Below are 22,237 nucleotides of genomic sequence, written 5' to 3' on the forward strand. Positions count from 1 at the left end.
TTTGGTCAAGCGCTGCAGTGCGGGAAAGTAAATTTCTTTGTCGCGCTGCAACGACCAATTCGCGCCTAGAGGCTGAATTTGTCACCGAGATAAAGACGGCGAACATCCGGGTTGTTGACGATATCGTCTGCCCGGCCATGCGTCAGCACTTCGCCCGCGTGGATGATGTAGGCCCGGTCGATCAGGCCCAGCGTCTCGCGGACGTTGTGATCCGTTATCAGAACGCCGATCCCGCGCGCCGTCAAGTGGCGTACGAGGTTCTGAATGTCGGAGACCGAAATGGGATCGACGCCGGCAAAAGGTTCGTCGAGCAGCATGAAGGCCGGGTCGGTCGCAAGCGCCCGGGCAATTTCGAGGCGCCGGCGTTCGCCGCCGGAAAGCGCCACGGCCGCCGATTTCCGCAGCTGGCTGATATGGAACTCTTCCAGCAGCTCGTCGAGCTTGGTCTCCCGCTTGTCCCTGTCCCGCTCGTGCACTTCCAGCACCGCGCGGATGTTCTCCTCGACGGTCAGGCCGCGGAAGATCGAGGCTTCCTGCGGCAGATAACCCACGCCCAGGCGGGCGCGGCGATACATCGGCATGTGGGTGACTTCGTTGCCGTTGATCGCGATCATGCCTTCGTCCACCGGCACCAGGCCGGTGATCATGTAGAAACAGGTCGTCTTGCCCGCACCGTTCGGCCCGAGCAGCCCGACGGCCTCGCCACGGCGCACGACCAGTGACACGCCGTTGACGACGCGACGGGTATCGTAGGTCTTCGAAAGACCATGCGCGACCAGCGTACCCTCGTAGCGCGCTTTATCGCGTACGACGAAGGGTTCGGGCGCGGACGGCTTCCTTGCCGACAGACTGGGGAGGAACGGTATTTTCACGTCAAATGTCTATTATTGCTTTGGTCGCGATTTCGGGTCGAGCAGGATTTCGACGCGCCCGCCACAGGCGTCGAGCTTGGCCTGGCCGGTTTCCATCAGTACGGTGAGTTTGCAACCCTTGAAGACGTTGGGCCCCTCGGAGAGCACGACCTGCTTGCCAGAAAGCACGAAGGTCTGGGATTTCATGTCGAACTCGCCCTTCTCGGCGGTCGCCTGCTGCGTTCCCGAGGTCAGGAATACCGTATCGTCAAGAAAGATCTTGTCGATATCGGCGCTGCCTGAGGTCACCGAGCCACCTTCACCGGTATAAAGGACCGTCATCTTGCCGGCCTTCATCGTGGTCGTGCCCTGCACGACCTGGACGTTGCCGGTAAAATAGGCCTTCTTTTCCTGCTCCTTGATCTCGAGCTGGTCGCTCTGGATCTGGATCGGCTGGTCGCCGGAAAGCTTCAGGCCTTCCATCTGGCTGGTGGTGGTCTGGGCATGTGCGGTCGCTGCCAGACAGGAGATGAATCCTGCCGCGATCAGAACTGCGGTATTGCGTGTAAGAAGGCGGCGATTGATCATGACGGCCGGGCTCTACTTGCCTTGGTTGCGGATGGTGGCTGGATCGAGATGGACGCGAACCTGGCCCTTGAAGGTGATGGTACGCCCCTTATCCGTTATCTTTAAAGACTCTGCAACAATAGAGCCTTCTTTCATGGAGATATCGACGTGCTCGGGTGATTCCATCACACCTGCGTTGATATCGAGATGCGCGGACTTGAAGCGGGCGGTGATCCCGTTGCTCAGATTGACGTCGAACGGGGAGTTGAGATCGAGCATGTCGGTGCCGCGGTCGAAGTCGGCGGCTGTCGCGGTCACCCGGGCGATCACGTCGTCGTTGACCGGTACGGCGGCCTTGACGTCCTCGAGCGTGATCATGTTCGAGTTCTGGATATCCTGCAGCGCGCGGTTGGCGGTCATCGAATAGCTGATGCCGTCCTTGTTGCGGCCAGAGATCGCCGGCCGCTCCATGACGATCTTGCCGTTTTCGATCCGGGCGTTTTCAATCGAGAGGTTCTCCGGCAGATAGGCGCGGATGATCGAGACCCCGATGAAGGCGGCCGAAATCACGCCGGCCAGGATCGGCAGCAGTATCTTGAGCCTGCGCACGATCGCGGAATGCGCCAGCGCCGCCTGATAGGCATCCGCGCGCGGCTCCAGCGCCGCCGCAAAGCCTGCCGTTTTTCGAATATGCTGCAGCATGAGTGCCGGACAGTTCCTTTTTAGCCCGTCTCCGTTCTCATCCCGGTTGTGCCGGATGGAGCGGTTGCGAGCTTTGCTTTGTCCGCCAATATGGTTTTGATTCAATCAACAAACAATAATGGACAACATAAAAACGTGATGTGGCCCGCTGCAAAACACGCTAGAGAGCCTATTTAGCAACGGCGGTTCATCTCGAAGGTGGTTTTTATGGATCAAATGGCAATTGCGGACCGGCGTTCCCTGCGCCGCAAGCTGAGTTTCTGGCGGGTCGTCGCACTTGTTTTCCTCGTCGGCATCGGATTCGCGCTTTACCGTGTCGTTGCCGGCGAGGGCGTCGGATCTGCGGTGCCGCATGTCGCCCGCATCGAAATCTCCGGTATGATCACGGATGACAAGGACCTACTGGAGCGCCTCGACAAGATCGCCCAAAGCAGCCAGGCCAAGGCGCTGATCGTCTCGATCTCTTCGCCGGGCGGGACGACCTATGGCGGCGAGCGCATCTTCAAGGCGATCCGAAAGGTTTCCGAAAAGAAGCCCGTCGTTTCCGATATCCGCACATTGGCCGCCTCTGCCGGCTACATGATCGCCACGGCCGGCGATCAGATCGTCGCGGGCGAAAGCTCGATCACCGGATCGATCGGGGTGATCTTCCAATACCCGCAGATCGACGAGGTGATGAAGAAGATCGGCGTCTCGCTGCAGGAGATCAAGTCCGCGCCGCTGAAGGCCGAGCCGTCGCCCTTCCATCCGGCAAGCGAGGAAGCCAAGACGATGATCCGCAACATGGTCATGGACAGCTACGCCTGGTTCGTCGATCTCGTTGCCGATCGCCGCAAGCTGCCGCGCGACGAGGTTCTGAAGCTCGCGGACGGCACGATCTTCACCGGCCGCCAGGCGCTCAACGCCAAGCTTGTCGACAAGCTGGGCGGCGAGGAGGACATCCGCGCCTACTTTGAATCGCGTGGCGTTTCCAAGGACCTGCCGGTCGTTGATTGGAAGGAGCATAATTCCTCCTCGTCCTTCTGGTTCGCGAGCGCCGTCAGCGAGTTGTTCAAGCTCTCCGGTTTCGGCCAGACAATCACTCCCGACGCCCTTCGCACCTTCGGCGCAGACAAGTTGTTTCTTGACGGTCTTGTCTCCGTTTGGCAGGTTGGGCGCGGTTAAATATCTAAACTTTTCAGGGGGCAACCGTGATCAAGTCAGAACTGGTGCAGATCGTTGCGGCTCGCAACCCGCATCTCTACCACCGCGACGTCGAGAACATTGTCAATGCCGTGCTCGACGAGATCACAGATGCCCTGGCAGGCGGAAATCGTGTCGAACTGCGCGGCTTCGGCGCGTTTTCGGTGAAGAATCGCCCCTCCCGGTCGGGCCGCAACCCGCGCACCGGCGAGAGCGTTTTCGTCGAGGAGAAATGGGTTCCTTTCTTCAAGACAGGCAAGGAACTGCGTGAGCGCCTGAACCCGGGCCTCGATGACGAAGAAGATTGATCCCTTCGGCGCGGCTTTCCGTCGCCCTTGAAACCCCACAAAGCGCGCCTATTCTGCAACAGACGCTGGTAAAACAGCGGACAGTCTGCTGCCGGAGATTCACATGGATAAGTTCAAAAAGATCGTCTCGCTCGTGGTCTTCGTACCGCTCGGCATCGTGTTGATCGTGCTCGCCGTCGCGAACCGCCAGATGGTGACCCTGGCGCTCAATCCCTTCCGGCCGGAAGACGGCATGCTGGCGGTTAGCGCACCCTTCTTCCTGTTCCTGTTCCTGGCCTTGCTGATCGGGATGTTCATCGGCTCGTTCGTGACCTGGTGGAGCCAGGGCAAGCACCGCAAGCAGGCCCGCGTCGAAGCACGCGAAGCGGTCCGATGGCAGAACGAACACAAGTCGGCCGTCGCTGGACGGCCGGCCTCGGCGCAACTTCCTTCGAAGTAAATTCAGGCGAAGTAAATTAGGCTTGCGCGGCCTTGGCGACCACGGCCTTGTTGAAATCCGAGAAGAACTGGCCCGCGAGTTTCTGCGACGTGGAATCGATCAGCCGCGAGCCGAGCTGCGCGATCTTGCCTCCCACCTGAGCCTTGGTGGAGTAGCGCAGCAGCGTATCGCTGCCGTCTTCGACCAGCGTAACGGTCGCGGAGCCCTTGGCAAAACCTGCGATACCGCCCTTGCCCTCGCCCGATATCGTGTAGCTTTCCGGCGGGTTGATGTCGGAGAGCGTCACTTCGCCGGAAAAGTTCGCGGAAACCGGACCGACCTTCAGTTTGACGGTCGCAGAGAGTTCGGTCGGAGACTTCTGTTCGAGCGTCTGGCAACCGGGGATGCACTGGCGAAGGATTTCCGGATCGTTCAACGCCGCCCAGACCACTTCGCGAGGTGCTGCAATACGTTCTTCGCCGCCCATATCCATGTGATGATCCTCCATCCACCGTTGCTAGCCTTATTGCAAGGGTGGTGATCTTTGCCAAGGGGGACAAAAGGCGGACAGGCCGGGTCATCAATAAAACACGCAGCCGTCGGCTCCCCGGCTTTGAAGAATGACGAGCAAATGCTATCTGCTGCCGCAAGTCTCAAAATCCAAGCGGATAAACGTATTGAAGAACAAGGAAAGGCGGCCGGGTGAAAAAAACCGGAGCGAGGCGGGTAACCGGTCCTCCCGCGGGCACGCCACCGCAAAACCAGCGGCAGTCAGACAGGCCCCGCGGCCGCAGGAAAGGGCCGCCAAACCCGCGCCGGCCGCAGCGCCGGCGGAAACCCGTCCGCTTTTGCCGCGCAGCGGCGAGCGGCCGCCAGAGCGCGTGCCGATCATTCTCGAATCGTCCGGTGCCGGGGATTTTCACCTGATCGATAGCGGCAACGGGCTCAAATTCGAGCAATACGGCCCTTATCGCATCGTCCGGCCGGAAGCTCAGGCGCTCTGGCAACCGTCTCTTCCCGCCCATCTATGGGAAAAGGCGGACGCGCTCTTCACCGGAGACACGGACGAGGACGGCATGGGCCGCTGGCGCTTCACCAAGGAAGCACTTGGCGAAACCTGGCCGCTGTCGCTGCTCGGCACCGACTTTCTCGGCCGCTTCACGTCCTTCCGCCATGTCGGCGTCTTCCCGGAGCAGATCGTTCACTGGGAGTGGATGAAGAACCGCATCGAGGAGGCGAAGCGGCCGGTGAAGGTGCTGAACCTGTTCGGCTACACAGGCGTCGCATCGCTGGTCGCGGCGGCCGCCGGGGCGGAAGTTACCCATGTCGACGCTTCCAAGAAAGCGATCGGCTGGGCTCGTGAAAACCAGTCGCTCGCCCGTCTCGACAAGGCGCCGATCCGCTGGATCTGCGAGGATGCGATGAAGTTCATCCTGCGCGAGGAGCGTCGCGGCAACCGCTACGACATCATCCTCACCGACCCGCCGAAATTCGGCCGTGGTCCGAACGGCGAAGTCTGGCAGCTTTTCGATCACCTGCCGCTGATGCTCGATATCTGCCGCGAACTGCTGTCGCCGAAGGCGATAGGGCTGGTGCTGACCGCCTATTCCATCCGCGCCAGCTTCTATTCGATCCATGAGCTGATGCGCGAGACGATGCGCGGCGCTGGCGGCGCCGTGGAATCGGGCGAGCTCGTCATCCGTGAGGCGGGGCTGGACGGCAAGACGCCGGGTCGCGCGCTTTCCACTTCCCTTTTCAGTCGCTGGGTGCCGGCATGAACGACGATTTTCAGAAGTCCGGACCACGGCGGGTCGGCCAGGTGAAGGAAGTCACCTCGCTTTCCAATCCGATCATCAAGGACATCAAGGCGCTCACCAACAAGAGGGACCGCGAAGAGAGCGGCACCTTCATGGCCGAAGGCCTGAAGCTCGTCATCGATGCACTGGAGCTCGGCTGGGAAATCCGCACGCTGGTCTATGCGAAGGCGGCCAAGGGCAAGGCGCTTGTCGAGCAGGTGGCGGCAAGGACCGTCGCTCATGGCGGGCTGGTGCTGGAGGTCAGCGAGAAGGTGCTCTCGTCGGTCACCCGCCGCGACAATCCGCAGATGGTCGTCGGCATTTTCGAGCAGCGTTGGAAAAGGCTCGATGATCTGCGGCCGGGCAGGGACGAGACGCTGGTGGCGCTCGACCGGGTGCGCGACCCCGGCAATCTCGGCACCATCATCCGCACCGCCGATGCGGCAGGCGCTACCGGGGTAATCCTGGTCGGCGAATGCACCGACCCGTTTTCGCTGGAAACCGTGCGCGCCACCATGGGCTCGGTCTTCGCGGTACCGGTCGTCAAATGCTCGGCGGAAGAATTTCTGATCTGGCAGAAGCGCTCCGGCACCCAGGTCGTGGCGACCCATCTCGCCGGCGCCGTCGACTATCGCACCGTGGATTATTCGAAAAAGCCGGTCGTGCTGCTGATGGGCAACGAGCAGTCCGGGCTGCCGGATAATCTCGCCAGGGCTGCCGATCGCACCGTTCGCATTCCTCAGCAGGGCAGGGCAGATTCGCTCAACCTCGCCGTCGCGTCCGCCGTGATGCTCTTCGAAGCCCGCCGCCATCTGCTGACCCTGGACGACAAGAAATGACCGGACGCATAGCCCTGCTTTCTCGGCCTCTGATGGCTCTGATCGTCATCGTCATCGCGGTCGCCCTCGATCAGGTGGTGAAGATCGCCGTCGAGAATTATCTTCCGATGCAGGAGGCGGTGCCGCTTCTGCCGGTGCTGGCGCTCTACCGCACCTATAACCTCGGCGTCGCCTTCTCGCTGCTGTCCGGCATGGAGCGGGAATTCATTGTCGGCATGCGGGTGCTGATCGTCGCCTTCGTGCTCTGGCTCTGGCGCCGTACGCCGAAGGATCGTCCTTTCGCCCACAGCGGCTTCGCGTTGATCATCGCCGGCGCGATCGGCAACCTGATCGACGGTTTCGCCTATGGCCATGTGATCGACTACATCCTGTTCCACACCGAGACGTGGTCCTTCGCGGTCTTCAATCTGGCGGACAGTTTCATCACCATCGGGGCGGGCCTGGTCATCCTCGACGAGCTGTTCGGCCCGAAAAAGGCCGATCAGTAAAATTTTACCTGATTGCTCTAAGGATTGGGAAAGAAACCCGGTTAGTCTTTCCCAATGCGAGATATCGCCGACATACATGAACGGATCTCGAAGGCGTTCGCGTCTCCCGCCGCGGCCGATATGGCCGAACCGGTGCCGGAAAAGATCGTGCCCGCATTGGGATTGCGGCAGGATGAAGAAAAGAGGGCGCCGCGCAGCGTCTTTGCCGCGCTCTTTTCCCGGATATCCGAGTGGCGCCGCCAGCGCACGGTTCCCCGGCTCCGGCATGCATTGAAGAATGCCGAGGCGGCCAGCGCTGCGAAATCCCGGCAGATCGCCACCGTCGTCCATGAAATCCGCACGCCGCTCAACGGCATTCTCGGGATGACGCATCTTCTCGGTCAGACCAAGCTGACGGCGGAACAGCAGAACTATCTGAGCGGCATTCGCCAGTCCGGTTATGCGCTGGCACAACTGGTCGAAGACCTGCTCGATTATTCGACGCTGGAAGCCGGCCGCTTCCGGCTCAACAACCGGGCGGAAAATCTCCGCCACCTCATCGAAAACGTCGTCGAGATGCTGGCGCCGCGCGCCCACGAGAAACGCATCGAGATCGCCGCGACGATGACTGCCGATCTCCCCGATCTTCTCGATCTCGATCCGGGCCGCATCCGGCAAGTGCTTTTCAATGTTATCGGCAATGCGGTGAAATTCACCGCCCATGGCGGCGTGCTGGTGCGGGCGGCGGTCGAAGAAGGCAACGTCGCCATTGCCGTCATCGATACCGGTCCCGGAATGGCGGCCGATGAACTGACCCAGGTTTTCGGTGAATTCGAGCAGGCGGGTTCCGCCGAGGCGCGCAGCGGCGGCACTGGTCTCGGTCTCGGCATCGCCTCTCGCATTCTGACGGAGTTCGGCGGGTCGCTTTCCGTCGCCAGCGAGAAGGGGGCCGGCAGCACGTTCACCATCCGCTTCCCCTTGCATTTTGCGGAAACGGCGCAATCGGGTACCGGCGAACGCAACCAGTTGCTGGCCATTTCCCGGGTTCTGCTTCTGGCGCCGGAAGGACCTGCCGCCAAGGCGACGGTCGCGACGATCGAAACGCTTGGCGGCCGCTGCCGGCACGCCGCCAACACGGCCGACGCTCAGATGCTGATCGACCGCGCCGAGACGGGGCCGCTGCCCTATACCGACCTGATCGTCGATCACCGGCTGGCCTCCGATTATGCCAATGAAAAGGCGCATGCGCCGCTCCACCGCATCTTGCTCGTCAACCCCGAGGAACGCGCCTCCCAGCCGCAGGATTTCTTCGACGCCTGGCTTATCCGGCCGCTCCGGGAAAAATCCCTGATCGATGTCTTAAGCGGCCGCCTGCGCGGCTTCGGCACACGCGACGCGCTGAATGACAATCAGGCTATGCCGCCACCGCCCGTCATCGAAAAACATGGCGAAGGGCTCGACGTGCTGCTCGGTGAGGACGATCCTGTCAACGCGCTGATCATCCGCTCGGTTCTTACAAAGGCCGGTCATCGGGTCCGTCTGGTCGACGATTTCCCCACGCTGATCGAGACGGTACTCAACCGGGTCACGCCGCTCGATCTCATCATTTCCGACATGTACATGCCTGGAGGAGATGTTTTCAATCTCCTGGCGGCGCTGCGTGCCGAGGAGCAGGAGGGCGTTCGGCCTCTGGTCCCGGTGATCGTGCTGACAGGCGAGAGCCGCGAAGCGACGCATCGCGAGGTGCTTCTGAATGGGGCCAGCCGCGTCTTCGCAAAGCCGGTCGATCCGCTGACGCTTCTGGAGGAGGTTCGAATTTTGGGAGTTCTCTCTACCGAGCGCCAGCAGGCGCGTTGACGCGACCATCGCTGGAACCTATTGTGACAGCGAATGTCACGTTCTTGTCGCAGAGAAGTGATTTAAGGCGGTGATCAAACCGGGACGGGGAGAATCACCTTGGCAATCGAACTCCTGAACCGTGAAGTGATACCTGAAACAACCCAGGCGCCGGCCTCTGCTCCGGTAAGCGGCGATGTCTTCGGCCGCATTGGCACGCTCGAAACGCGGCTGGCCCGCAGCGAGCGTGAAATCGATGCCGCGCAGGCGGTTCGCTACCGCGTCTTCGTCGAAGAAATGCACGCGACCTTGAGCCCGGAGGCCATGCGCCGCCGACGCGACGTCGATGCCTTTGATGCGATCTGCGACCATCTTCTGGTCGTCGACAACGCAATCGAAGGTGATATCGAAGATCAGATCGTCGGCACCTACCGCCTGCTGCGCCAGGAAGTGGCACTGGCCAATAACGGCTTCTATTCGGCGTCGGAATTCGACATCGAACCGCTGCTTGCGCGTCATCCCGACAAACAGTTCATGGAGCTCGGCCGCTCCTGCGTGCTGCCGGACTACCGCACCAAGCGCACCGTCGAACTGCTCTGGCAGGGCAATTGGGCCTATTCGCTGAAGCACGGCATGAACGCGATGTTCGGCTGCGCATCCTTCCCGGGCGTTTCGCCCGAAGAGCACGCCATGGCGCTGTCCTTCCTGCACCATACGGTCTCGACCAAGGGCGATTGGGCGGTTTCGGCACTGCCGGAACTCTATCGCTCGATGGACCTGATGCCGATGGAAGGGGTCAACGCCCGCAAGGCACTCTCCCTGTTGCCGCCGCTGATCAAGGGTTACCTGCGCCTCGGTGCCATGGTGGGCGACGGTGCGGTCATCGACCACGCCTTCAATACCACCGACGTGCTGATCGTCCTGCCGATCGCCTCGATCTCGGACCGCTACATCACCCATTTCGGCGCTGATGCTGGGCGGTTTGCGAGCTAGGCGGCGTTTCTCGAAACGCTCCTAGTCTAGCGGACGAACCGGATCGGGCCGCTGTATTTGGCTATGGTTTCGTCCGAAGTCAGCAATAACATGCCTTCGCTCATGCTTTGCGCGATAAGGATGCGGTCGAACGGGTCCTTATGAATCTGTTGAAGCGAGTCAACCTCCAGCGCATGGGAGGCTGTCACCGCCAATTCACCGAAACCACTTTCGATTAGGACCCGATAGAGCATGCGGGGCGGAAGCTCGAGCCCGATTTTTCCGGATGAGTATTTGATCGAAAGTTCCCAGATACTGGCCGAACTGAAGAAAATTTCGTGATCGGGGTTCTCAATGATTTCCCGCGCTATCAAAGGCAACCGATGGGATGCCCCGACAAGCCACACCAGAAGATGCGAATCCAGCAGTATTTTCATTCGTGGTTGCCGTAAAACAGGTCCTCGATCTCTTTGTCCATTCCCTTGTCCAGATCGTCGGGAATGAAAAATTGACCATCGAGAACGCCGATTTTTCGCTTCTTCTTCGGCGCTTCCTCCAACGGCACGACCTTCACCATCGGCTTGCCGGCCTTGGCGATGACGAACGCCTCGCCGTTTGCCGCCTCTTCGACGAGGCGCGACAAATGCGTCTTGGCTTCATGGATGTTGACGGTTTTCACGGAGCAAGTCTCCAAGTGGACTTAGTTCACTGAACTTAGTCCACTTGGGCTTCATTTACAAGAAACTCACGTCCCGGCGTTGTAGGCCGCGATCGCCGCCATGTTGACGATGTCGCTGTCCTTCGCACCCATCGAAGTGATCTGCACCGACTTGTCGAGACCGACAAGCAGCGGGCCGATCACCGTCGAAGCGCCGAGTTCCTGCAGCATGCGGGTCGAGATCGAGGCGGAATGGATCGCCGGCATGACCAGCACGTTGGCTGTGCCCGAGAGCCGGCAGAACGGATATTGCTCCATCCGGTGCGAATTGAGCGCCACGTCTGCGCCCATTTCGCCGTCGTATTCGAAATCCACGCGACGCTGGTCGAGGATCTTGACGGCTTCGCGAACCCGTTCCGACCGTTCGCCGATCGGCTGCCCGAACGTCGAATAGGCAACGAGTGCGACACGTGGTTCGTAACCCATCCGCTTTGCGACGCGGGCGGCTTCTACGGCGATATCCGCAAGATCTTCCGCATTCGGCATGTCGTGGACGGCGGTGTCGGCGACGAAGATCGTCCGGCCGCGCGAGATCACCAGCGATACGCCGATCACCTTGTGTCCCGGCTTTGGATCGATGCAGCGGCGGACGTCCTGCAAGGCCGTCGCATAGTTTCGGGTCGTGCCCGTCACCATCGCATCCGCATCGCCGATCGCCACCATGGTGGCCGCGAAATGGTTACGGTCGTTATGGATCAGGCGCTGGACGTCGCGATAGAGGAGCCCCTCGCGCTGCAGCCGCGCATAGAGGTGGTCGATATAGGCATCGACACGATTGGAGAGGCGTGCGTTGACGACCTCGATGCCTGGGCGGTCAAGATCGATGCCGGCCTTTTCCGCCGTCGCGCGGATGACATCGTCACGGCCGAGAAGGATGGCAGTGCCGAGCTTCTGGCTGGTGAAGGAAATCGCCGCGCGCATGACCTGTTCTTCTTCGGCCTCGGCAAAGACGACCCGTTTCGGAAAGCGGCGGACACGCTCGTAGATGCCTTGTGTCGTCGCGGCGATCGGATCGCGGCGGGCGGAGAGTTCCGAGGCGTAGGCGGCAAGATCGGTGATGTTCTTGCGGGCGACGCCGCTTTCCATTGCCGCTTCGGCAACGGCGACCGGGATCGCCGAGATGAGGCGCGGATCGAACGGGACCGGGATGATGTATTGCGCGCCGAAGCGGGGGCGGTTGCCCTGGTAGGCGGCGGCGACATCGTCAGGCACGTCTTCGCGGGCGAGATTGGCGAGCGCGTTGACGGCGGCGATCTTCATCGCGTCGTTGATCTGGCTGGCCCGCACGTCGAGTGCGCCACGGAAGATATAGGGGAAGCCGAGCACGTTGTTGACCTGATTCGGATAGTCCGAACGGCCGGTCGCCATGATTGCGTCGTCGCGGATGCGGGCGACCTCTTCCGGCGTGATTTCCGGATCGGGGTTGGCCATCGCGAAAATGATCGGCCTGTCGGCCATGGAGCGGATCATCTCTTCGGTAAAGGCGCCCTTCTGGGAGAGACCGAACACGACATCCGCGTCCTTCATGGCCTCTTCCAGGGTCCGCTTGGTGGTTTTCACCGCGTGGGCGGACTTCCACTGGTTCATGCCTTCGCTACGGCCCTGATAGATGACGCCCTTGGTGTCGCAGAGAATGACATTTTCCGAATTGAAGCCCATCGCCTTGATGAGTTCGACGCAGGCGATCGCCGCGGCACCGGCGCCGTTGCAGACCAGCTTGGTGGTCTTGAGGTCCCGGCCGGTCAGCTCCAACGCATTGATCAGGCCGGCGGCGGCGATGATCGCAGTGCCGTGCTGGTCGTCATGAAAGACCGGGATATCCATCAGCTCGCGCAGGCGACTCTCGATGATAAAGCATTCCGGCGCCTTGATATCCTCGAGATTGATGCCGCCAAAGGAGGGGCCGAGGAAGCGCACGCAGTTGATGAATTCGTCGACGTTTTCGGTATCGACCTCGAGGTCGATCGAGTCGACGTCGGCGAAGCGCTTGAACAGGACGGCCTTGCCTTCCATCACCGGTTTCGAGGCGAGCGCGCCGAGATTGCCGAGGCCGAGGATCGCCGTACCGTTGGAGATGACGGCCACCATGTTGCCGCGCGTCGTGTAGTCATAGGCGGTTGCCGGGTTTGCGGCGATTGCCAAGACCGGCACCGCGACGCCCGGCGAATAGGCGAGCGACAGGTCGCGCTGGGTCGCCATCGGCTTGGTGGGAACCACTTCGAGTTTACCGGGGCGGCCTTCCGAGTGGAAATCGAGTGCTTCCTGTTCGGTTACGGAAGCGCGCGAACGTGCGGCCTTCTCCGTGGCCTTGTCCTTAGCAGGCATGTCTCCTCCAGCTTTTTGTGGGCAGCCGTCCTCTAGGCCGCGGCAGATGTTGTCTTTCAGGTGTCTTCATCGATAGTGTCGCAAGTTCCAGCGCGCAACAAAAAATCGGTTCCGTGACCCAGTTTGAAAGATTCCCCATCGAAGCCCTGAATACTGCCGAGCTTGCCTCGGAGGAAAGTCGCGCGTCGGCAACGCCGATGATGGAGCAATATATCGAGATCAAGGCGAACAATCCCGGTTCGCTGCTCTTCTACCGCATGGGCGATTTCTACGAACTGTTCTTCGAGGATGCGGTCGATGCGTCCCGCGCGCTCGGCATCACGCTCACCAAGCGTGGCCAGCATCTCGGCCGCGAAATCCCGATGTGCGGCGTGCCTGTGCACGCTGCCGACGACTATCTGCAGAAGCTGATCTCGCTCGGTTTCCGCGTCGCCGTCTGCGAACAGCTGGAAGACCCGGCGGAGGCCAAGAAGCGCGGCTCGAAATCGGTGGTGAAACGCGATGTCGTGCGGCTGGTGACGCCGGGCACGATTACCGAGGAAAAACTCCTCTCGCCCTCCGAGTCGAACTACCTGATGGCGCTTGCCCGCATCAAGGGTGCCGCCGAACCGCTTCTGGCGCTCGCCTGGATCGATATCTCGACCGGCGTCTTCCGGCTCGCCGAGACCGATCAGTCGCGGCTGCTCGCCGATATCCTGCGCATCGAGCCGCGCGAACTGATCCTGCCGGATACGATGTTTCACGACGCCGAGCTGAAGCCGGTCTTCGACGTACTCGGCAAGGTCGCGGTGCCGCAGCCGTCCGTACTCTTCGACAGCGCCAGCGCCGAGGGCCGCATTACCCGTTATTTCGGTGTCGGCACGCTCGAAGGTTTCGGCAATTTTTCCCGCGCTGAGCTGGCTGCCGCCGCGGCCGCCGTCGCCTATGTGGAAAAGACCCAGATCGCCGAACGGCCGCCGCTCGGACGCCCCGAACGCGAAAGCGGCGCTTCGACGCTGTTCATCGACCCGGCGACCCGCGGCAACCTGGAACTGACCAAGACCTTGTCCGGAGAGCGTGAAGGCACGCTCCTGAAGGCGATCGACCGCACGGTGACCGGCGGCGGTGCTCGTTTGCTCGCTGAACGGCTGATGTCGCCGTTGACGGATCCCGACCGCATCAACCGGCGTCTCGATTCCATCTCCTTCCTGCTGGAAGAACCCTCGCTCTGCAGCGAGCTGCGCTCCGGGCTGAAGCACGTGCCGGACATGCCGCGCGCCCTGTCGCGCCTGGTGCTCGACCGCGGCGGCCCGCGTGATCTCGGCAGTATCCTGCAGGGGCTGGAAGCGGCCCGCGGTGTCGCGGCCTTTCTCGACAGGGCCATGCTGCCCGAGGAATTGGGGCAGGCGCTCGACGACCTGAAGGCCTTGCCGCTTCATCTGGAATCCATGCTCGGCAACATGCTGGCGCAGGAACTGCCGCTCCTGAAGCGTGATGGTGGGTTCCTCGCCGATGGCGCTCATTCGGAACTGGACGAGGTGCGGGCGTTGCGCGACCAGTCGCGCCGGGTCATCGCCGCGCTCCAGCTCCAATATGCCGAGGAGACCGGGATCAAGTCGCTGAAGATCAAGCACAACAATGTGCTCGGTTATTTCATCGAGGTGACGGCCGGAAATTCCGGCACGATGACCGATACGCCGGAAGGCAAGGCGCGCTTCATCCACCGCCAGACCATGGCGAGCGCCATGCGGTTCACGACGACGGAACTTGCCGATCTCGAAAGCCGCATCGCCAACGCCGCCGACAAGGCCCTGACCATCGAGCTCGAAGCCTTCGACAAGATGGTTGCAGCCGTGACCTCCGAGGCAGAGGCGATCAAGGCCGGCGCCCGGGCGCTGGCGGTGGTCGACGTCGCGGCAGGCCTTGCCATGCTCGCCGATGAGTGGAGTTATCGCCGTCCGACAGTGGATGCCTCCCGCATGTTCGCGATCGAGGGCGGCCGCCACCCCGTGGTCGAGCAGGCGCTGCGCAGACAGTCCGTCGGCCCGTTCATCGCCAATGATTGCGATCTCTCGCCGCATAATGGCGGCGAGTTCGGCGCGCTCTGGCTGCTCACCGGCCCGAACATGGGCGGTAAGTCGACCTTCCTGCGCCAGAACGCGCTGATCGCCATCCTTGCGCAGATGGGCTCCTTCGTGCCGGCGACTACCGCCCATATCGGTATCGTAGACCGCCTTTTTTCGCGCGTCGGCGCTTCGGACGATCTGGCCCGTGGCCGCTCCACTTTCATGGTGGAGATGGTCGAAACGGCCGCGATCCTTAACCAGGCGAGTGATCGTTCGCTGGTCATCCTCGATGAGATCGGCCGCGGCACCGCGACCTTCGACGGCCTGTCGATCGCCTGGGCGGCGGTCGAGCACCTGCACGAGGCGAACAGATGCCGCGGCCTCTTCGCCACCCATTTCCATGAGCTGACCGTGCTTTCGGAAAAACTGAACCGGCTTTCCAACGCCACGATGCGGGTGAAGGAATGGGATGGCGAGGTGATCTTCCTGCATGAAGTCGGCCCCGGTGCTGCCGATCGCTCCTACGGCATCCAGGTCGCGCGGCTTGCAGGCCTGCCCGACTCGGTGGTCGCCCGTGCCCGCGACGTGCTGACCAAGCTTGAGGATTCCGACCGCAAGAACCCGGCAAGCCAGCTGATCGACGACCTGCCGCTCTTCCAGGTCGCCGTCCGGCGTGAAGAATCCAAGCGCGCCGGGCCGTCCAAGGTCGAGGACGCACTGAGGGCCATCAACCCGGACGACATGACCCCCCGCGAGGCTCTGGACGCGCTTTATGCGCTGAAAAAGCAGCTCAAGGCCTAACCTTCCGGCAACCATCTGAAGGTACGCGATCCTGCGTTATCCACCGGTGAGGGATCGTGCCGGATCACCCTTTGGGAACCCTTGATCCGCATGGCCATTTCGGCCCGGAACATGTTAATGCCTTCAGGTCATCATTCAGGCCGTTTTCACCGGGGCTCCCAGTGCTGTCCGTTCCCCTGCCTTTTCTTGCCGGCCTTGTTTTCGCGCTGACGCTCTACCGCAGCCTGAAGGGTGTCGACGCGCCCGGCTCGCGTCGTTATTTTTTCGCTTTCCTTATTCTCTATGCCCTGCAGGGCGTGATCGTCGGCCTGCATTTTGGCTACGGCATCAAGGCGCTCGCACCGGTCCAGCCGATCACCGCCGCAATCATGCCGCCGCTTGCCTTCCTGGCCTTCCGAGCGTTGATGGACGAGCGCCTCGGTCAGTCCTGGCTGCACATCCTGCCGCCTCTGGCCGTTGCCGCCGCAGTCGGCTTCCTGCGCGTTCTCGTCGACCCCTTATTGCTGGTGATCTTCTTCGGCTACGGCATCGCACTCTGGCGCCTGACGCTCTTAGGTGGCGCCGACGCGATGGCGGAAGCTTCGCTTCCGCAAATGAGACCGGCGTTGCGCGCGGCCCGATTGACTGCGGGCCTGATGCTGTTCTTCGCCGTCAGCGACGCTGCACTGTCGGTCTACACCGATATCTACGGCCCAGGTGATGTGCCGTTGGCCGTCGCGATCATGAACCTGGCGGTGATCGCCGCGGTGATCGCCTACTATTTCTCACCGGATTTTTCGTCGGCCAAACCGACTGCGGCTTCGCCTTCCCTCGAGCCAACGGAAGAGGACAAGGCCACGCTATCCCGTATCGAGGCGGCTCTGGAAGACGGCGAGCTTTACAGGAGCGAGGATCTGAGCCTCGCAAAGCTTGCGCGCAGAGCAAGATTGCCTGTTCGCGATGTCTCTGTCCTCATCAATCGCGCGACGGGGCTGAATGTCTCGCAATTCGTCAACGATCGCCGTATCGCCGAAGCCTGCCGTCTTCTGGGGGAGACCGAACGGACGGTGATCCAGGTCATGCTGGATGTCGGCTTCTCGACGAAGTCGAACTTCAACCGTGAATTCCGCCGCGTGACGGGCATGAGCCCCAAGCAATGGAGAGCCGGGGCAAGGGCCGCACAAGACGGCGGTGCGATAAAAACACGGCCTTGAACTTCAAAGCGGGAAGCAACAACTTTGAAACGTCCGATGATGATAATCGTTGGTCAAGGTGCCTCAAAAAGATTATAGCCTCCCTCCGCAGGCCGGGCACCGGCAGGATAACATGGCCAGACACGACATCGATTTTTCTGAACTTCTCGACGTGGCCCGTCTTCGGGCCGATTGCCGGACGATCGTCAAGGACAAGGATCGCCCCCAGCTGGAATTGCGGGCGGCGCTTCTGCCGCTGCTGCGCCGTGCAAGCGTCGAGGGCCGCGAAAAGGCCCGCCAGCTTCTCTCCAAAGACGGTAGCGGGCTGAATTGCGCCCGCCGCATCTCCTGGCTCCAGGACCAGCTGATCCGCGTTCTCTACGAGACGATTGCCGAAGGTCTCTATAGCGAGGGCACGGATATCGCCGTGGCGGCCGTCGGCGGTTACGGCCGCGATACGCTGGCGCCCGGTTCGGACATCGATCTCCTGTTCCTGCTGCCCCCCCGAAATACCGAGACCATGCGCAAGGCCGTCGAGTTCCTGCTCTATGTGCTGTGGGACATGGGTTTCAAGGTCGGCCATGCGACCCGTACCGTTGAAGAATGCATCCGTCTCTCCAAGACGGACATGACGATCCGCACCGCCATTCTCGAAAGCCGCTACATCTGCGGCAGCGAGGCGCTGGTGAACGACCTCGAGAGCCGTTTCGACAAGGAAATCGTCGCCGATACCGGGCCGGAATTCATCGCCGCCAAGCTTGCGGAGCGCGACAACCGCCACGAGAAGGCCGGCGATACGCGCTATCTGGTCGAGCCGAACGTCAAGGAAGGCAAGGGCGGCCTGCGCGACCTCCATACGCTCTTCTGGATCGCCAAATATTACTACCGGGTCCGCGAGACGACCGAACTGGTGAAGCTCGGCGTTCTCTCCCGCGAGGAAGCACGCTCGTTCGAGAAGGCCGATGATTTCCTCTGGGCGGTGCGCTGCCAGATGCATTTCCTCACCGGCAAGGCCGAGGAGCGTCTGTCCTTCGACATCCAGCGCGAGATTGCCGAAAGCCTCGGTTACCACTCGCGCCCCGGCCTTTCCGCCGTCGAACGCTTCATGAAGCACTACTTTCTCGTCTCGAAGAATGTCGGCGATCTGACCCGCATTCTCTGCGCCGCGCTGGAGGAGCAGCAGGCGAAGGCCGCCCCCGGCCTCACCAACCGCGTCATCTCGCGCTTCACCAAGCGTCTCCACAAGATCCCCGGCACCGTGGAATTCGTCGTGGACCGCGGCCGCATCACGCTTGCCGATCCGAACGTCTTCAAGCGCGATCCGGTCAATATCATCCGCTTCTTCCACGTGGCCGATATCAACGGGCTGGAGCTCCATCCCGATGCGCTGAAGCGCATGACCCGCTCGCTTGCGCTGATCGACAACGATGTGCGCGAGAACGAGGAGGCCAACCGGCTTTTCCTCTCCATGCTGACCTCGAGGCGTGACCCTGCGCTGATGCTGCGCCGGATGAACGAGGCGGGCGTGCTCGGCCGCTTCATTCCGGAATTCGGCAAGGTCGTCGCGATGATGCAGTTCAACATGTATCATCATTATACCGTCGACGAGCATCTGATCCGCTCGGTCGACGCGCTGTCGGAAGTGGACAAGGGCAAGGCCGCCGACATCCACCCGCTCGCCAACAAGGTGATGCCGAGCGTCGAAGAGCGCGAGGCGCTTTACGTCGCCGTGCTCCTGCACGATGTTGCCAAGGGTCGCCAGGAGGATCATTCGATCGCCGGCGCCCGCATCGCCCGCAAGCTCTGCCCGCGTCTCGGCCTCAACGCCAAGCAGACCGAACTCGTCGTCTGGTTGATCGAAGTGCATCTCCTGATGTCGATGACCGCCCAGACCCGCGACCTGCACGACCGCAAGACGATCACCGATTTCGCCGAGAAGGTGCAGTCGATGGACCGGCTGAAGATGCTGCTGATCCTGACGATATGCGATATCCGCGCCGTCGGCCCGGGTGTGTGGAACGGTTGGAAGGGCCAGCTGCTGCGCACGCTCTATTACGAGACCGAACTGCTGCTCTCGGGCGGTTTCTCCGAGGTATCGCGCAAGGAGCGCGCCAAGGTCGCCGAAGAGGAGCTCTTCAAGGCATTGGCCGAGTGGAGCGCCAAGGACCGCCGTACCTATTCGAAACTGCACTACCAGCCTTACCTCCTGTCGGTCTCGCTGGAAGATCAGGTCCGTCACACGAAGTTCATCCGCGATACCGATAAGGCAGGCCAGGCGCTCGCCACGATGGTGCGGACGGACAGTTTTCACGCCATTACCGAGATCACGGTCCTCGCGCCGGACCATCCGCGCCTGTTGTCGATCATCGCCGGCGCCTGCGCCGCAGCGGGCGCCAACATTGCCGATGCCCAGATCTTCACGACCTCCGACGGCCGGGCGCTCGACACCATTCTGATCAACCGGGAATTCCCGGTGGACGAGGACGAATTGCGCCGCGCCGGCACGATCAGCCGGATGATCGAGGACGTGCTGTCGGGCAAGAAGCGCCTGCCGGAAGTCATTGCGACGCGCGCCAAGTCTCGCAAGCGTAACAAGACTTTCACCATTCCGCCGTCGGTCATTCTCTCGAACGGCCTGTCGAACAAGTTCACGGTCATCGAGGTGGAATGCCTCGACCGCACCGGCCTGCTTGCGGACATCACCGCCGTGCTCGCCGATCTCTCGCTCGACATTCATTCGGCGCGCATCACCACCTTCGGCGAAAAGGTCATCGATACCTTCTATGTCACCGATCTCGTCGGCCAGAAGGTCGTGAACGAGAACCGCCAGGGTAATATCGCGGCGCGGCTGAAGGCTGTGATGTCCGAGCAGGAGGACGAACTGAGGAGCGGCATGCCGATGGGCATGATCGCGCCGGCCCCCAACCCGGACCAGGCGTCCCAGCCGCGCAAGTCCAAGGCCAGCGTATGAGGCGCGTCTGATGAGCCTTTCCCGATGAGCCTAGTCCGGAAATTCGCGACAGTCGGCGGAGCGACCCTCGGCAGCCGGATTTTCGGTTTTGCGCGCGAGACCTTCATGGCCGCGGCACTCGGCACCGGCCCGATGGCCGACGTCTTTTACGCAGCCTTCCGCTTTCCGAACCTGTTTCGTCGGCTGTTTGCCGAGGGCGCCTTCAACGCCGCCTTCGTGCCATTGTTTTCGAAAGAGATCGAGGCGAACGGCGTCGAGGGCGCCAAGCGCTTTTCGGAAGAGGTTTTCGGCGTTCTCTTCTCTGCCTTGATGATCATCACCATCATAATGGAACTGATGATGCCATGGCTGGTGGAATGGATCATCGCACCGGGTTTCGCCGACGATCCCGAAAAGACCTCCATCACCGTCCGTTTGGCAGTGGTGATGTTCCCCTATCTGATGTGCATGTCGCTGACGGCGATGATGAGCGGCATGCTCAACTCGCTGCATCACTTCTTCGCGGCCGCAATCGCCCCGGTCTTCCTGAACGTGGTGATGATCGGGGCGCTGCTCTATGGCCTCTGGATCCATGCCGATCCGTTGACCATCGCCTGGTATCTCTCCTGGAGCGTTCTAGCCGCCGGCATCCTGCAGCTTGCGGTGGTCTATGCCGGTGTGCGCCATGCCGGCATCAACATCGGCTTCCGCCGCCCCAGGATGACGCCGAACGTCAAGCGCCTCCTCGTGCTTGCAGTGCCTGCGGCCGTCACCGGCGGCATCACCCAGATCAACCAGATCATCGGCCAGGCGATCGCGTCCGGCAAGGAAGGCGCGATCGCCGCCCTCCAATATGCCGACCGCATCTACCAGCTTCCCCTTGGGGTGGTCGGCGTCGCCGTCGGCGTCGTGCTCCTGCCGGAGCTTGCCCGCGCCTTGAAAGGTGGGCACCTCAAGGAAGCCGCCAATACCCAGAACCGCTCGATCGAATTCGTGCTGTTCCTGACCCTGCCGGCCGCCGCCGGTCTCTGGATCCTGTCCGACGCGATCATCCGCGTGCTCTATGAGCGTGGCGCCTTCTCGGCTGAAAATACCTCGATCGTCGCCGCCATCCTCGCGATCTACGGCATCGGCCTGCCGGGCTTCGTGTTGATCAAGGCGCTGCAACCCGGTTTCTACGCCCGCGAGGACACCAAGACGCCGATGCGCTTCACCATGCTCTCGGTCGTCATCAATTCGGGCCTGGCGATCTCGCTTTTCCCGCTGATCGCCGAGCGTGGCATCGCGACGGCGGAAGCTGCGGCCGGCTGGACCAATACGGTGCTGTTGTTCACGACGCTGGTCTGGCGCGGTCATCTGACCTGGGAATGGGCGCTTGCGAAACGCACGGCTCTGCTGCTCGTCTCGACCGGCATCATGTCCGCAGCGCTCATCTATGCGCTCCGGTATGCTGGGCCGTGGCTGACCCCGGATGCCTTGCTGATCCATCAGGTCGCAGCGCTCGCCTGCCTGCTCGTCCTGGCGATGGCCATCTATTTCGCCTGCGCCTTCCTGATCGGCGGCGCCGACATCGGCATGATACGCCGGAACATCAAGCGGAAACCGAAGGCCTAGCCTCGCTTGCGTCGCCCGCAATAGGCCCATTGGCGTTTTGGCCCGACATCCACATGCACGATGCCGTTGCAATACCGGCCGATGCCGCCAATGCCCGGCGCGCTGGCTGCTGCTGCGAGGATGGTTCGCTCCGACACGCCCGGCACCCGGATATCCGCCGCATAACAATGACTGTGCTGCGATCTTCCGGAATGCGGCCGGTGCCCTGACGTGACCATCGGCTTGTGGCCGGTCTTCTGCGCGATATGCGCAAGGATGGCTCCCAGCTTTTCTGGGAAACAGCTCGTACGAACGCTGATCCGCTGCACGGTGAAGAAGGCCGAGTAATCGTGCTTGAAGGACGTGCTTCGGCGTTTGTGGTTTTCGCCGGCTTCGGCGGTGACATTGAGCCCCAGCGTCAGAAGGCAGGTAAGCGCGATGCGAAATATGTTGCGCATGATATCCCCCGAGGACAGACCGTGTCGTTCATGACCGGTTAACCGTGGTACGCCTGGGTATTTCCTTTTCAAAAAGGGCATGAATAAGGAGATTTTTGCTCGGAAATGGGATTATAGCTGCCTAAAAGACTAACATTCATTAATCTATTCGGAGAGGCATAGAGAAAAATTTTGCCTTTAGGCGTATTGACTTAGGACTTGTACGCCTAATGAGGTAGGCGTTTCGTGGCCCTACCT

At 61.6% G+C, this 22,237-nt stretch carries 20 protein-coding genes; 12 read left to right on the plus strand and 8 right to left on the minus strand.

The window, feature by feature from the left end:
* Positions 1–65: 65 nt before the first annotated feature.
* From lptB to lptC, 3 genes are read right to left on the minus strand one after another with little or no spacing between them, the layout of a single operon-like run.
* Complete coding sequence (gene lptB, locus LZK81_RS02680; protein WP_370649287.1) at positions 66–872, minus strand: LPS export ABC transporter ATP-binding protein; 807 nt, start codon at positions 870–872, stop codon at positions 66–68.
* A gap of 12 nt (positions 873–884) precedes the next feature.
* On the minus strand, positions 885–1,439 hold the full coding sequence (locus LZK81_RS02685; protein ID WP_046603114.1) for an LptA/OstA family protein: 555 nt from the start codon (positions 1,437–1,439) through the stop codon (positions 885–887).
* A gap of 12 nt (positions 1,440–1,451) precedes the next feature.
* Positions 1,452–2,120, minus strand: a complete 669-nt coding sequence (lptC, locus tag LZK81_RS02690) for an LPS export ABC transporter periplasmic protein LptC (protein ID WP_046603115.1) — start codon at positions 2,118–2,120, stop codon at positions 1,452–1,454.
* Positions 2,121–2,327: 207 nt separating this feature from the next.
* Between lptC and sppA the strand changes: the two genes are divergently transcribed.
* From sppA to LZK81_RS02705, 3 genes are all read left to right on the plus strand, one after another.
* Complete coding sequence (gene sppA, locus LZK81_RS02695; RefSeq protein ID WP_233955123.1) at positions 2,328–3,284, plus strand: signal peptide peptidase SppA; 957 nt, start codon at positions 2,328–2,330, stop codon at positions 3,282–3,284.
* A gap of 26 nt (positions 3,285–3,310) precedes the next feature.
* Complete coding sequence (locus LZK81_RS02700; protein ID WP_007759833.1) at positions 3,311–3,610, plus strand: integration host factor subunit beta; 300 nt, start codon at positions 3,311–3,313, stop codon at positions 3,608–3,610.
* A gap of 103 nt (positions 3,611–3,713) precedes the next feature.
* A complete protein-coding gene (locus tag LZK81_RS02705) occupies positions 3,714–4,049 on the plus strand; it encodes a lipopolysaccharide assembly protein LapA domain-containing protein (RefSeq protein ID WP_046603117.1) in 336 nt (111 codons plus the stop codon).
* Positions 4,050–4,065: 16 nt separating this feature from the next.
* Here the strand turns inward: LZK81_RS02705 and LZK81_RS02710 are convergent, their stop codons facing one another.
* Positions 4,066–4,521 (minus strand): SRPBCC family protein, encoded by a 456-nt coding sequence (locus tag LZK81_RS02710; protein ID WP_046603118.1) that lies wholly within the window; start codon positions 4,519–4,521, stop codon positions 4,066–4,068.
* A 184-nt stretch (positions 4,522–4,705) separates the two neighbouring features.
* Here LZK81_RS02710 and LZK81_RS02715 point away from each other — a divergent pair, with 184 nt between their 5' ends.
* The 5 genes from LZK81_RS02715 to LZK81_RS02735 all read left to right on the plus strand — a co-directional run bounded on the left by LZK81_RS02715 (position 4,706) and on the right by LZK81_RS02735 (position 9,959).
* Entirely contained in the window at positions 4,706–5,806 is a 1,101-nt protein-coding gene (locus tag LZK81_RS02715) for a class I SAM-dependent methyltransferase (RefSeq protein WP_418936463.1), read from the plus strand.
* Complete coding sequence (locus LZK81_RS02720) at positions 5,803–6,663, plus strand: TrmH family RNA methyltransferase (protein ID WP_046603119.1); 861 nt, start codon at positions 5,803–5,805, stop codon at positions 6,661–6,663. The genes LZK81_RS02715 and LZK81_RS02720 overlap by 4 nt, the downstream gene beginning before the upstream one ends.
* Entirely contained in the window at positions 6,660–7,151 is a 492-nt protein-coding gene (lspA, locus tag LZK81_RS02725; RefSeq protein WP_046603120.1) for a signal peptidase II, read from the plus strand. Before LZK81_RS02720 ends, lspA begins: the two co-directional genes overlap by 4 nt.
* Before the next feature lie 54 nt (positions 7,152–7,205).
* A complete protein-coding gene (locus LZK81_RS02730) occupies positions 7,206–8,987 on the plus strand; it encodes a hybrid sensor histidine kinase/response regulator (RefSeq protein WP_233955125.1) in 1,782 nt (593 codons plus the stop codon).
* A gap of 99 nt (positions 8,988–9,086) precedes the next feature.
* Positions 9,087–9,959 (plus strand): GNAT family N-acetyltransferase, encoded by an 873-nt coding sequence (locus LZK81_RS02735; protein WP_046603121.1) that lies wholly within the window; start codon positions 9,087–9,089, stop codon positions 9,957–9,959.
* A 26-nt stretch (positions 9,960–9,985) separates the two neighbouring features.
* On the opposite strand, the gene LZK81_RS02740 is transcribed toward LZK81_RS02735, so the two are convergent.
* The 3 genes from LZK81_RS02740 to LZK81_RS02750 form a co-directional block, all read right to left on the minus strand.
* Positions 9,986–10,375 carry a type II toxin-antitoxin system VapC family toxin gene (locus LZK81_RS02740; protein ID WP_046628048.1) on the minus strand — a complete coding sequence of 130 codons (390 nt, stop codon included), beginning with the start codon at positions 10,373–10,375 and terminating at the stop codon, positions 9,986–9,988.
* Complete coding sequence (locus tag LZK81_RS02745) at positions 10,372–10,617, minus strand: type II toxin-antitoxin system Phd/YefM family antitoxin (RefSeq protein ID WP_046603123.1); 246 nt, start codon at positions 10,615–10,617, stop codon at positions 10,372–10,374. The genes LZK81_RS02740 and LZK81_RS02745 overlap by 4 nt, the downstream gene beginning before the upstream one ends.
* A 66-nt stretch (positions 10,618–10,683) precedes the next feature.
* The gene (locus LZK81_RS02750) at positions 10,684–12,981 is read right to left on the minus strand and encodes an NADP-dependent malic enzyme (protein WP_233955126.1); all 2,298 of its coding nucleotides are present in this window, start codon (positions 12,979–12,981) and stop codon (positions 10,684–10,686) included.
* Positions 12,982–13,178: 197 nt separating this feature from the next.
* Between LZK81_RS02750 and mutS the strand changes: the two genes are divergently transcribed.
* From mutS to murJ, 4 genes are all read left to right on the plus strand, one after another.
* Complete coding sequence (mutS, locus tag LZK81_RS02755) at positions 13,179–15,827, plus strand: DNA mismatch repair protein MutS (RefSeq protein WP_233956434.1); 2,649 nt, start codon at positions 13,179–13,181, stop codon at positions 15,825–15,827.
* Positions 15,828–15,988: 161 nt separating this feature from the next.
* Positions 15,989–17,020 carry a helix-turn-helix domain-containing protein gene (locus tag LZK81_RS02760; RefSeq protein ID WP_233955127.1) on the plus strand — a complete coding sequence of 344 codons (1,032 nt, stop codon included), beginning with the start codon at positions 15,989–15,991 and terminating at the stop codon, positions 17,018–17,020.
* A 112-nt stretch (positions 17,021–17,132) separates the two neighbouring features.
* Positions 17,133–19,970, plus strand: coding sequence for a [protein-PII] uridylyltransferase (locus tag LZK81_RS02765; RefSeq protein WP_233955128.1), 2,838 nt, complete (start codon positions 17,133–17,135; stop codon positions 19,968–19,970).
* A 24-nt stretch (positions 19,971–19,994) separates the two neighbouring features.
* A complete protein-coding gene (gene murJ / locus LZK81_RS02770) occupies positions 19,995–21,563 on the plus strand; it encodes a murein biosynthesis integral membrane protein MurJ (protein ID WP_233955129.1) in 1,569 nt (522 codons plus the stop codon).
* Here murJ and LZK81_RS02775 read toward each other — a convergent pair.
* Positions 21,560–22,000, minus strand: coding sequence for a YcbK family protein (locus LZK81_RS02775; protein ID WP_233955130.1), 441 nt, complete (start codon positions 21,998–22,000; stop codon positions 21,560–21,562). The genes murJ and LZK81_RS02775 overlap by 4 nt on opposite strands.
* Between the last annotated feature and the right edge of the window lie 237 nt (positions 22,001–22,237).

Source organism: Neorhizobium galegae (assembly GCF_021391675.1).
Lineage (GTDB): Bacteria > Pseudomonadota > Alphaproteobacteria > Rhizobiales > Rhizobiaceae > Neorhizobium > Neorhizobium galegae_B.